Raw genomic sequence first — 10,695 nt, forward strand, 5'->3', positions numbered from 1 at the left:
CTCCCACCGGCGAGTGTTCCGGCGGCGACACCGGCTGCCGTGCCGACAGCGGCGCCTGCGCCAAGCTGGGGCGCGCCGGAGACAAGGCCCGTCGCGATGCCGGGGCCGAACAGGCCGAGCGCGAGCAGGGACAGCGAGCCCAGAATGACAGAGGCGGCCTGTTCGAGCGTCACATTGTCCGGCTCGAACGTCGCCGTGATCGCGGTGAAGATGGTCGAGCCGATCCCGACAATGATTGCGAGCACCATGAGCTTGATGCCCGACGCGATGACATTGCCGAGAACTTTCTCGGCGAGGAAGCTTGTCTTGTTCCAGAGCGCGAAGGGGATCAGCACAAAGCCTGCAAGCGTTGTCAGCTTGAACTCGATAATGGTGACGAAGAGCTGGATCGCAAGAAAGAAGAAGGCGAGAAGCGTGATCAGCCAGGCGAGGAAGAGGACGGCAATGATCACGATATTTTCGAAGAAGGCGATCGGCCCGGTAAGCTTCCTGATTTCATCAAGCAGGGGATAGGCGGCATCAAAGCCTGTCGCGGCGACGAAGCCCGGTTTGACGATATCATCGGCGGTCAGCGTCCCGCCGGTCGCGTTGAGGCCGAGCTGGGCAAAACTCCGGAACACGACGTCGGCAAGCAGGGCGAAGTTACCAAGTATGAGCGCGAAAGCTCCGACATAGAGAACCTTCTTAAGAAACCGGCCGATGACATCTGTGTCCGGTCCCATGGCCCAGAAGAGTCCGGCCAGCGTGATATCGATCGCGATCAGGACCGAGGTCAGGTAAGCGACATCGCCCTCAAGCAATCCGAACCCGCTATCGATATAGGTCGAAAAGGTCGCGACGAACTGGTCGATGACATTGAGATCCTCCATTGCCATCAGTCCCGCGTATAGGCGGCGCCGTCGCCGCGGAAACGCTCATGGCGCACACGGGCCTGCTCCTCGAGTGCGGCGCGCCGGGAGGATTCGACCGTCTCCATCCGGTACTGCGCCGTCATCAATTTCTGCATCTGTACCTGCTGCGCGATGGAGAGCGCGATCAGCTGGTTACCAGCCTGTAGGGCGGAGAGATTGCCGGAGGCGGACTGGCTTGCTGCAACAAGCTCGCTGAGCGTAGCTTGCGAGTCCGCGATAGCCGACACGATCGCGGACTGGACCTGCACAGCGCCTGCGAAACTGCTTCGCGACAGGCGCCACTGGTCCCTCGCCTGAACAATTATTTCTTCGTTCGAGAGGTTTTCGTATCTCTCCGGGAAGGCGTCCTCATAGCGGCGTTCGGATGTCTCGACCTCGTAGGAAATCTCGTCCGCCTCGCGCATCAGCGTATCGATCCGTTCGAGCAGACGCTTGAGGTGCTCGATCGAGGCGTAGTCGAGGCGTTTCAAATCCTCAGCCTGGTTCAGCAGCATCTGGGCCTCGTGCTGGAGCTGCGTGACCTGGTTGTTGATTTGCTCCAGCGTATTGGTGGCCGTCACAATGTTCTGCACCAGGTTCGTCGGGTCGATCACGACGTCCCCGACACCGAGCAGGGCGTCTGCGTGCGGTACTGTCAGGGACAGTCCCAACATCCCCACGAGTACAGCGGTCACTCTGCGGCGCATGCCGCGGCCTCCCTGTCAGCCATGAGGTCAGAGGCCCAGTCGAGCCCCTTCGCCGCGAGCCAGGCGGCGGCGAACCCCTCCGGTCCCACGATGCTCACAATCTCATTCATCTGCATTTGATCGGCCTTCGACCCGGCCGCGCAGAAGGCGAGCGCCAGAGGACCCAGTTCCAGATCGAAGAGCCGGTTGCCCGCCGGGCATTGCAGGTAATAGTCCCGTTTCGGCGTCGCCCGCGCGATCATTTCGACCTGCCTCGCATTGAGACCAAACGCATCATAGGTCCGTGCCTGTCCCGGTTCTTCGGCTCGTGCATTGGCAAGAAAGATTCGTGTCGGGGCGCTTTCAATGAGCGCTGGAGCAATCGGGCTGCCTGTGACATCGGCAAGGCTCTGCGTCGCAAACACGACCGACACGTTCTTCTTGCGAAGCGTCTTCAGCCAGTCGCGCAGGCGCCCTGCAAAGAGCGGATGGTCGAGAAAGAGCCAGGCTTCGTCGAGAATGAGCAGCGTCGCTCGCCCGTCGAACCGGGCTTCCAGCCTCTGGAAGAGATGGGCAAGCACCGGTGCAGCCAGCCGCCGGTCCTGCATCAGCGCCTCCATTTCGAAACAGGCCATGTCGGAGGCCGCAAAACTGTCGGCATCTGCATCCAGCAGTGCGCCATAGGGACCTTCCAGCGTGTAAGGCTGCAGCGCCTGTCTGAGCGTGGACGACTGGATCAGGGCCGTAAGTCCCGTCAGCGTCCGTTGGCGGCTGGGCGCCGCCGCAAGGCTTTGCAAGGCCGACCAGACCGCCTCGCGGACTTCCGGGGTGACCTGGACGCCTTCCTGTTTGATCAGCGCCAGGACCCAGCTTTCCGCCGCTGGCAGGGCAGCCTCATCGGCGAGGTCTGCGAGGGGCTGAAACGCGTGTGCGCCATCAACACCGAGGTCATACCAGTCACCGCCGAGCGCGAGCGTCATGGCGCGCGCTGAACCACCCTTGTCGAATACGAACACCTGGGCATTTTCATAGCGACGGAACTGGAGCGCGAGCAGGGAGAGGAGCACGGACTTGCCGGCCCCCGTTGGTCCTACAATCATCATATGTCCGACATCGCCTTGCGTATGCACGAGCCGGAACGGCGTGGAACTGACCGAACGCGCCATCAGAAGCGGCGGGCCATTCAGATGGTCGTTGCGCTCGGGCCCGGCCCATTGGGCCGAGAGCGGCGCCATGTGGGAGAGGTCCAGCGTATTAAGGAGCGGTTGGCGGACATTGGCATAGGCCTCGCCCGGCAGGGTGCCGAGCCAGGCGTCGAGCGCGTTCAGGGTTTCCGGTGTCGCGGTGAACCCGCGGGCATTGATCACGCGTTCGGCGGCCCGGATACGTTCCTCCGCCACAAGCGGATCGGCATGAGTTAGAACCAGCGTTGCTGTGTAATATCCGAACGCAACATGGCCTGCGCCAAGCGCCTGAAGGGCGGCGTCGACATCGGTCGCCTGATTATCAGCATCCGTGTTGAACTGGGTCGCCTGCTCATTGGTCAGGATTTCACGGACATAGGACACGAGCGAGCGGCGCTTGGCGAGCCAGCCGCGCATGTAACGGTTCAGGATCCTTTCGGCATCCTGCTTGTCGAGCGGTATGAACCGCGTCACCCAGCGATATGGAAAGCCCAGCTGGTCGAGTTCGGCCAGCAGGCAGGGCTCGCTCGCTGCAGGGAACCTGCGCACCGTCAGGACTTTAAGCGTCTCGTCCCCAAGCGTGGGTGCAAGACCGCCGGTCGCATCGGTGTCGGCGAGCAGGCCATCCAGGAACATTGGTGCGTCAGGCGCGCGCACAGGATGGCGCTTGAGCGAGATACAGCCGTGGAGATAGGTGAGGGTGGCATCGTCACCGAGGAACCGTGCCTCGGGCATCAGGTCGGCCATCAGGTCCAGCGCGCGAGCAGTCTCGGTTTCAAATCGGTCCAGGTTCTCAACAAAGAAGTTGCGCGGCGCCTCGGCCGGATCCTCGATGAAGAGTTTCTCGACCCGGGCCGTCCGGTCAGCCGGCGGCATCCAGCTGAGGGTCAGGTAGCAATCGGTCTCGAAATGCCGGCCGGCCTCTTCGAACCAGGCCCGGCGTTCCTCATCAACGAGCCAGGCGGCCGGATCACGCCAGACACTGTCCGGATAGGTCGTCGAGGCTCGGCGGTCGGCTTCGAACCAGAGTGCCCATCCGGACCCGAACCGCATCAGCAGATTGTTCATCCGGGCCGAGATGGAGACCAGTTCTTCCGGTGTCGCACTCTCGAGGTCGGGGCCGCGATAGGCAATCGTGCGCTGCAGGCTGCCATCCTTGTTGAGGACAATGCCAGGCGCGACGAGGGCGGCCCATTTAAGGTGATCGACGAGCCGGGCCGGGCGGGCACGGTATTCGCGGAGGTTCAACATGCGAGATACCCCTTGTGGCGGACGTGCCGGATCAGGACGTCCAGGAATTGCGGGTCACGGCGCGCCGCAAAGACGCAAAGCCCATGGGCGATCAGCCAATAGGCAAGCCCAACACCCCAGAGCTGGAGACCGAGCCCCAGGGCCGCAGCGAGCGTGCCATTGACGATGGTCGCCATGCGCGGCGCACCCGCGATGAGGATCGGCTCCGTGAGTGCGCGGTGGACCGGCGTCACATAGCCTTCAGGGAGGGGCGCACGCGCGGACATCAGAACGTTGCCCCACCGCCGAACGAGAAGAAGGAGAGGAAGAAGGAGGTCGCGGCAAAGGCAATGGAAAGCCCGAACACGATCTGCAGGAGCTTGCGCATCCCGCCGCCGCTTTCGCCAAACGCGAGGCCGAGGCCGGTCAGAATGATGACGATCGTGGCGAGGATTTTAGCGACCGGGCCCTCGATGGATTCCAGGATCGATTGCAGCGGCCCTTCCCAGGGCATGCCGGATCCGGCTGCATGGGCAGGCAGGACAAGGACCAGCGTGAGGGCGGTCAGGCTGACGGTTTTTGCCATGTCTCGGTTCATCGGGAGTGTTCCTTTCAGTGGTGGAGTGCAGAAGGTTGGAGAGACGGCAGGTTCGGCAGGACGAGCTGCAGATCGGGCACAATCGGGCGAAGGTCGTAGCCATGTCGTCCGAGCCCGTAGAGCGAGGCGACGGTCTCGACCCGGCGCGATCCGAGCCGACGCGCGATGAACACGACGCAGTCCACCGTCTCGGAGATAAGGTCATGCGGGACGTTTACGGCCGCCTCTCCGATCAGTTGTTCGAGCCGGGAGAGGCCGGCGAGCGCGGAGTTTGCATGCAGCGTCGCGATCCCGCCCGGGTGGCCGGTATTCCAGGCCTTCAGCATGTCGAGCGCTTCAGCCCCGCGCACTTCGCCAATGATGATCCGATCGGGCCTGAGCCGCAGGGTCGAGCGCACAAGGGCCGACAGGGTCACCGATCCTGGCTGTGTGCGCAGCTGCACGACATCCGGTGCGCCGCAGGCGAGCTCGCGCGTGTCTTCGAGGATCACCAGCCGGTCGCCGGTCTCGGCCATTTCAGCAAGGAGCGCATTGGCGAGCGTGGTCTTGCCCGATCCCGTCCCGCCGACAATCAGTATGTTTGACTTGTCGAGCACGGCGCGCCGCAGCGCATCGGCATGGTGGCCGCTCATCACGCCCGAAGCGACATATTCATCAAGCCGAATGACGCGGCCGGCGGGTTTGCGGATCGAGAAGCATGGCCCCGGCGCCACCGGCGGCAACACACCCTCGAACCGTTCGCCGCCCATGGGCAGCTCGGCGGACACAAGTGGCGCGTCCGCCGTCGCGTCACGCCGCATATGAGTTGCGACCAGCCGGATCACGCGCTCGACCTGGGCCCGTGCCAACACCGCGCCGCAGGCAGTACGCCCCGCGCCATGCCGTTCGATCCAGAGTCGGCCATCGGGATTGACCATGATCTCGATGACCTGGGCATCGGCCAGTGCCGCCATGATGATAGGCCCGAAAGCTGTCGCCAGCATGTCGCTGGTGCGGATGAGGCTCTGGGCTTCACGCATCGATCCCGCTCCGCACGCCTAGCCGGTCAAGCTCGGCTTCGCTGACAAAGTCGGACGGCCCAGCAATGAACTCCTCGATGGCATTTTGCAGGATCCTGTCGCCGGAGCGCACGCTTTCGGCCACCTGACGAACAAAGAAATCGAACCTTAGGTCACCCTTGGCCCGCGCCGCATCGAGCTGGTCGGCCGGCACTGGCGGCGTCACGGTCAGAAAATAGCGGACATAAGTCGAGACGGTCTCGCCAAGGATCAGGTGATGGCGTTCGAGCCGTCCGAACTGGCGGGTCAACCGGTCGAGCCGCCGCGTGATAGCGGCGTCCCGCTGGTCGTCCGTGTCGCCCGCAAACAAGGCGGCGAGCGCCCGGTCGACAATCTTGCTTTCTGAGAGGCCCGGTCGCCTGGCCATGGCCCGGAGCCGAACGAGATTTTCTGCAGAGATATAGGGCTGGATGCGCGGCTTCATTTGTTGCCCCGTCCAGTCAGGTCAATCCCGGTCGTCTGTTCCAGTCCGTCCGCAATCGGGATCGCATCGAACAGCCCTTTCTGGAGTGGCTGGCGAGGCCGGGACGCGCGGGCCGGCCCGGGCGACCGGGGGCCCTTTGGCCCGGGGGATTGGACTGGAGTGCCAGCGCTTCCAAAGCCAGGTCCACCTTCATCGCTCTCGTCAGAGGCAGGCGGGACCATCAGGCCTTCATGCAGGGTCCGGATCTGCTGACCCCAGTCATCCAGGCGAGCTTCGGGCAGGGCCTCACCATCCCGGGGCGACTTCGTAAGGCGTGAGGTGAAATTGCGATCGGCATAATAGCGCAGCTTCTTCGCCCGGATCGGCTGACAGCCGGCAACAAGGACAAGCTCCTCGGACGAGGGCAGCTGCATGACTTCGCCGGGCGTCAGCAATTGCCGGGCGGTTTCCTGGCGCGATACCATCTTGTGCGACAGCCAGGGCGCCAGCCGGTGGCCGGCATAATTCTTCATCGCGCGCTGTTCGGTCTTGGTCCCGAGCGCATCTGAAATCCGCTTGGCCGTACGCTCGTCATTGGTCGCGAAGGCCACCCGGACATGACAATTGTCCAATATGGCGTTCGATGGACCATAGGCCTTTTCGATCTGGTTCAGCGATTGCGCGATCAGGAAGGCCTTGAGACCATAACCTGCCATGTAGGCGAGCGCGCTCTCGAAGAAATCGAGCCGGCCGAGGGCAGGGAACTCGTCGAGCAGGAACAGGACCTGCTTCCGTGAACCGGAAGCTTCCACATCCAGATGTTCGGTCAGCCGGCGTCCGATCTGATTTAGGATCAACCGGATCAGGGGTTTGGTCCGGGAGAGGTCCGAGGGCGGCACGACCAGGAACAGCGACAGAGGCCGCTTGCCTTCGACCAGGTCCGCAATCCGGAAGTCGCAAGCCGAGGTCACTTCGGCCACGACGGGATCGCGATAGAGGGACAGGAAGCTCATGGCTGTGGAGAGGACGCCGGAGAGTTCATTTTCGGATTTGTTCGTCAGCTCGCGGGCGCATTGCGCAATCACGGGATGGACCTGCGGCGCTTCTGCCGTGCCGACATGGTTCGTGCGCATCATGATCGTGAGCGTGGCGCGGAAGGTGCGGTCGGGATCCGACAGGAAGCTTGCAACCCGCGCGAGTGTCTTCTCGCGCTCGGCATAGAGGACATGGAGGATGGCGCCGACGAGCAGCGAGTGGGCGGTCTTCTCCCAATGGCTCCAGCGTTCCAGCATGCCTTCCGGATCAACCAGGATATCGGCAATGTTCTGGACATCGCGCACTTCGCAGTCGCCGCGCCGGACTTCCATCAGCGGATTGAAATGCGCCGAGCCCTTGTCCGTCGGATCAAACCGCACACAATTGGAGAAGGTCGAGCGCCAGCCGGATGTGAGCTGCCAGTTCTCACCCTTGATGTCGTGCACGACGGCTGAGTGCGTCCACGACAGTAGCGTCGGCACGACGAGGCCGACACCTTTGCCGGACCGGGTCGGCGCAAAGGCCATGACATGGTCTGGCCCATCATGGCGCAGGTATGATCCTTCGGCCTGACCCAGGAACACGCCGGCAGGTTCCAGCAACCCCGCCTTGCGCATGTCACCCTTGAGCGCCCAGCGCGACGAGCCAAATGTGGTCACCTTTTTGTCCCACCGGGCTCGCAGGATCGATCCGGCGACCGCAATGATCACCGCGATCACGCCGCCCGAGGCTGCGATTTGGCCGCCCCGGTCGAACACGTCCGGCGCATAGGCATCAAACGAGAACCACCAGCCGAAAAAGGCCCATGGGGCATAGACAGGATAGTTCGCCAACACGAACCATGGATCGCCGAGCCGCGCCGACCAGCCAAGCTGCCAGGCCGTCCACTCGGTGGCTGTCCACACCGCGAGGACAATGACGGCGAGGACAATGAGGATCTGCCAGGAGAGGGTCGTGTTCGGTTTCATGACCCTTAGGCTGGGCCATCCACTGTCTCATCGTCCAGAGTGAAAATTATGCAATATCAAGCGCTTGTGAGGAGCGGAACGGAGAAGTTCGTCAGCCGCGAGTAGCAAAGCGTCGCGATTGCGCGACCGGCTTTTTCCACAACATGACTCAACACTAAGATTGTTCTTCATATGTTCTGGGCGTAAGCCGTGCAGATGGAAGATGTCCGCACCTCGATCTATGTCGCAATCCGCACAGCACCGACGCACATCAAGCGCGGTCTGACAGCAAAACTCCCGTTTGAGGGAGACAAGGCGACGTCCGACCTGACTGATCACATCCTCAAGGCGCTTGGCCACTATGAGATTCACCGCACGGCCGATCACGGCGCCCCGGACGCGTCGGCCTTGGCGCGACACGTCTCGAAACGCTGATGCACAGTCGGCGCAATCCAGTGGGGTAGGCGGCCAAAACCTGAACTGAAATCACGATCCGGTTCCGGCGCACGTCCCGGCAGTTGAAAGGCTCACCCTGCAAACTCAGAAAAGCGATCAAGGTTCTTGCGACCGACCATGTCCTCGACTTTACCTCGACCAGTTCCCGCCTCGCCAGGCCAGCATCAAGGAACGAACACAACAAGCGCCAGGAAGCCGGCAGCGATCAAGGCTGCGGTGACCCAAATCCATTTCGGCACGGGTGGTGGTACGTAGTCTCCACTCTTGTCATCATCCCAACCCATATCGCTCCTGCTCCATGTTCCGGAAGCGCGTGAATCATGTTCAACTTAAACAATGAAAACACGCAACGCCATCCTGACGACATTTTGCATTCTGTTCGCCGCCTGCGGCCAGATGAATGCCGAGCCAGAACCAGCCACGTCCACGAACGCGCGATCTGACCAGCTCATCGGTGTTGCCTCAGTCGTCGACGGAGACACGATCGAGATTCATGGCAAGCGTATACGGCTGTCTGGTTTTGACTCTCCTGAACGCGGCAAGCGATGTGGTGACACCAATGTCTACCAGAAAGCCGCCCTGTACCTGTCCGACCAGATCGGCACCAAAACTGTCACATGCATTACAACCGGTGAGGACCGGTATGACCGCGCCATTGCGACATGCAGCGTCAATGGTACTGACCTGGGTGACATCATGGTCGGCGCAGGGTGGGCGCGAGACTGGCCGAAGTATAGTCGTGGCCAGTATGCCGACGAGGAAAGGACAGCGCGATCCAGGCGGCGAGGCATGTGGGGCCTCACGTGCCCCGATGATTTGTGGGGAGATCGCAACTACCACTAAGCTACTTAGCCGCTAGCTACTAAGGCTGCTTGGGGCGCAAAACCAGACATTAGCTAAGCGGCCTAAAACGCCCTAATTAGGACGTTCAAACATAGCTGCAATGTGTCACCAAAGCGCGTTCGTATACGGCGTTTGGCATATCAACGTTTTCCGCTCTATACACGTATGGAAGTTAAGATGAGCAGGGACGCATCATGAATTTCAGAAACACTTTCATCTTAAGCACCTTGGGCGCAGTCTTGGCGCTCGCAGCGTGTGGCAACAGTGACACTCCGAAAAACTCAGCCGACCAGCCGCCAGCGCTTCCGCAGCAAGGAGAACCGGCAAATACGCCCGCCCGTGGCGGAGCAACGGAACCGGAGTCCAGCGCCGCCCTGCCGACAACACCTCTCGACCGTGACGCATTGCTTGGCCTGGTCTCAGACACAATTATAGACACAGCGCCATGCCCTTTCCTGTCGGACACAACAGCAGTTGCGACAGCAGATACCGATTATGAGTTGATCAGACGGGAAGTATCGAATGAGGAGTGCCGGTGGTCCAAGAATGAAGGCTTCTCCGTCATTGTTTCCGTCGACCCCGCCGCTACCGGAACTCCGCTGAAAGACAGAGCTTATAATCTGGACACGCCGCCCGTTGTAAAAGGCCAGCCGGGCCCCGGCGATGCTGCGGTTATTTTGTATGATACTGCGTGGGAAACCGAACGCCCCTTCGCGATGGGATTTGAGCAGGGTGATAAACTGGTCACGGTCTTTGTGACTGGCCTTGAGACGGACCCCGCGCGCCTGACGGCGACAGCTGAAGAAGTTGCCGCGAAACTGCCGATGGCGCCGACGATTGATAGCCAACGCCGAGAGATCAAGCCCGCTCTCAAATTTTGCGATATCTGGTCTGACGAGAACATAGGCAGTCTCATGCGGGTAACCCCGGATGACGGCCTGTCCAGCTCAGCATACGGGAAGGCCGGCTGCAAATGGCGCGGCGGATATGGCGCAAGCGAAAAGTCGATGACTCTGGCGCGTTACGAACAGGGCGACACAAGCCTCGACAGAATGCTGGAAATCGGCGGAAAGGCATTGTCTGATCTCGGGGATCGGTCAGTTATTCTAACGCGCGGGTCATCAGACGGATATGCAGGTGACACGTCAATCTGGGTTGATGCGGGCGATCACCAATTCAACCTCACTCTGTCAGGCACCGTCCCGGACCATGCCGCAGTCGCCGAAAACCTAGTGAGAAATTTATTCTCGCGAATTTGAGCCGCGAAAACAGGTCGAGCTATTCTGACGGCGAATATGGACCTAGCCAAGCGTCTTAAACTCGCTCCAAATCGGTCACTCGGCGTGTCCGCTTACGGGATTAATC

General features: G+C 61.5%; 11 protein-coding genes. 3 read left to right on the forward strand and 8 right to left on the reverse strand.

Annotated elements, in window-relative coordinates:
• The 8 genes from trbL to AADA04_RS01640 form a co-directional block, all read right to left on the reverse strand.
• Positions 1-869: P-type conjugative transfer protein TrbL (gene trbL, locus AADA04_RS01605; RefSeq protein ID WP_340691490.1), on the reverse strand; the 869-nt coding region annotated here is incomplete at its 3' end.
• A gap of 5 nt (positions 870-874) precedes the next feature.
• Positions 875-1,597: a P-type conjugative transfer protein TrbJ gene (gene trbJ, locus AADA04_RS01610; protein WP_340691481.1), complete on the reverse strand. Its 723-nt coding sequence runs from the start codon at positions 1,595-1,597 to the stop codon at positions 875-877.
• Positions 1,582-4,011 carry a conjugal transfer protein TrbE gene (gene trbE / locus AADA04_RS01615; RefSeq protein ID WP_340691482.1) on the reverse strand — a complete coding sequence of 810 codons (2,430 nt, stop codon included), beginning with the start codon at positions 4,009-4,011 and terminating at the stop codon, positions 1,582-1,584. The genes trbJ and trbE overlap by 16 nt, the downstream gene beginning before the upstream one ends.
• Positions 4,005-4,277, reverse strand: coding sequence for a VirB3 family type IV secretion system protein (locus AADA04_RS01620; RefSeq protein WP_340691483.1), 273 nt, complete (start codon positions 4,275-4,277; stop codon positions 4,005-4,007). Before AADA04_RS01620 ends, trbE begins: the two co-directional genes overlap by 7 nt.
• Complete coding sequence (locus tag AADA04_RS01625) at positions 4,277-4,576, reverse strand: TrbC/VirB2 family protein (protein ID WP_340691491.1); 300 nt, start codon at positions 4,574-4,576, stop codon at positions 4,277-4,279. Before AADA04_RS01625 ends, AADA04_RS01620 begins: the two co-directional genes overlap by 1 nt.
• A gap of 26 nt (positions 4,577-4,602) precedes the next feature.
• Positions 4,603-5,607 (reverse strand): P-type conjugative transfer ATPase TrbB, encoded by a 1,005-nt coding sequence (gene trbB / locus AADA04_RS01630; protein WP_340691484.1) that lies wholly within the window; start codon positions 5,605-5,607, stop codon positions 4,603-4,605.
• A complete protein-coding gene (locus AADA04_RS01635) occupies positions 5,600-6,070 on the reverse strand; it encodes a CopG family transcriptional regulator (RefSeq protein ID WP_340691485.1) in 471 nt (156 codons plus the stop codon). Before AADA04_RS01635 ends, trbB begins: the two co-directional genes overlap by 8 nt.
• Entirely contained in the window at positions 6,067-8,052 is a 1,986-nt protein-coding gene (locus AADA04_RS01640) for a conjugal transfer protein TraG (protein ID WP_340691486.1), read from the reverse strand. Before AADA04_RS01640 ends, AADA04_RS01635 begins: the two co-directional genes overlap by 4 nt.
• Before the next feature lie 189 nt (positions 8,053-8,241).
• On the opposite strand from AADA04_RS01640, the gene AADA04_RS01645 reads away from it, so the two are divergent.
• The 3 genes from AADA04_RS01645 (at position 8,242) to AADA04_RS01655 (ending at position 10,589) form a co-directional block, all read left to right on the forward strand.
• On the forward strand, positions 8,242-8,466 hold the full coding sequence (locus tag AADA04_RS01645; protein WP_340691487.1) for a hypothetical protein: 225 nt from the start codon (positions 8,242-8,244) through the stop codon (positions 8,464-8,466).
• Between the two features lie 357 nt (positions 8,467-8,823).
• Positions 8,824-9,330, forward strand: coding sequence for a thermonuclease family protein (locus tag AADA04_RS01650; RefSeq protein WP_340691488.1), 507 nt, complete (start codon positions 8,824-8,826; stop codon positions 9,328-9,330).
• Positions 9,331-9,524: 194 nt separating this feature from the next.
• Positions 9,525-10,589 carry a hypothetical protein gene (locus tag AADA04_RS01655; protein WP_340691489.1) on the forward strand — a complete coding sequence of 355 codons (1,065 nt, stop codon included), beginning with the start codon at positions 9,525-9,527 and terminating at the stop codon, positions 10,587-10,589.
• Positions 10,590-10,695: the final 106 nt, after the last annotated feature.

Source organism: Hyphomonas sp. (genome assembly GCF_037969335.1).
GTDB lineage: Bacteria > Pseudomonadota > Alphaproteobacteria > Caulobacterales > Hyphomonadaceae > Hyphomonas.

What these genes read in the sequence shown, in the direction of transcription:
- AADA04_RS01655 (WP_340691489.1), top strand. Translation starts at nt 9,525, where the DNA reads ATGAATTTCAGAAACACTTTCATCTTAAGCACCTTGGGCGCAGTCTTG.
- AADA04_RS01650 (WP_340691488.1), top strand. Translation starts at nt 8,824, where the DNA reads ATGAAAACACGCAACGCCATCCTGACGACATTTTGCATTCTGTTCGCC.
- AADA04_RS01635 (WP_340691485.1), bottom strand. Translation starts at nt 6,070, where the DNA reads ATGAAGCCGCGCATCCAGCCCTATATCTCTGCAGAAAATCTCGTTCGG.
- AADA04_RS01640 (WP_340691486.1), bottom strand. Translation starts at nt 8,052, where the DNA reads ATGAAACCGAACACGACCCTCTCCTGGCAGATCCTCATTGTCCTCGCC.
- AADA04_RS01620 (WP_340691483.1), bottom strand. Translation starts at nt 4,277, where the DNA reads ATGTCCGCGCGTGCGCCCCTCCCTGAAGGCTATGTGACGCCGGTCCAC.
- trbE (WP_340691482.1), bottom strand. Translation starts at nt 4,011, where the DNA reads ATGTTGAACCTCCGCGAATACCGTGCCCGCCCGGCCCGGCTCGTCGAT.
- trbJ (WP_340691481.1), bottom strand. Translation starts at nt 1,597, where the DNA reads ATGCGCCGCAGAGTGACCGCTGTACTCGTGGGGATGTTGGGACTGTCC.
- AADA04_RS01625 (WP_340691491.1), bottom strand. Translation starts at nt 4,576, where the DNA reads ATGGCAAAAACCGTCAGCCTGACCGCCCTCACGCTGGTCCTTGTCCTG.
- trbB (WP_340691484.1), bottom strand. Translation starts at nt 5,607, where the DNA reads ATGCGTGAAGCCCAGAGCCTCATCCGCACCAGCGACATGCTGGCGACA.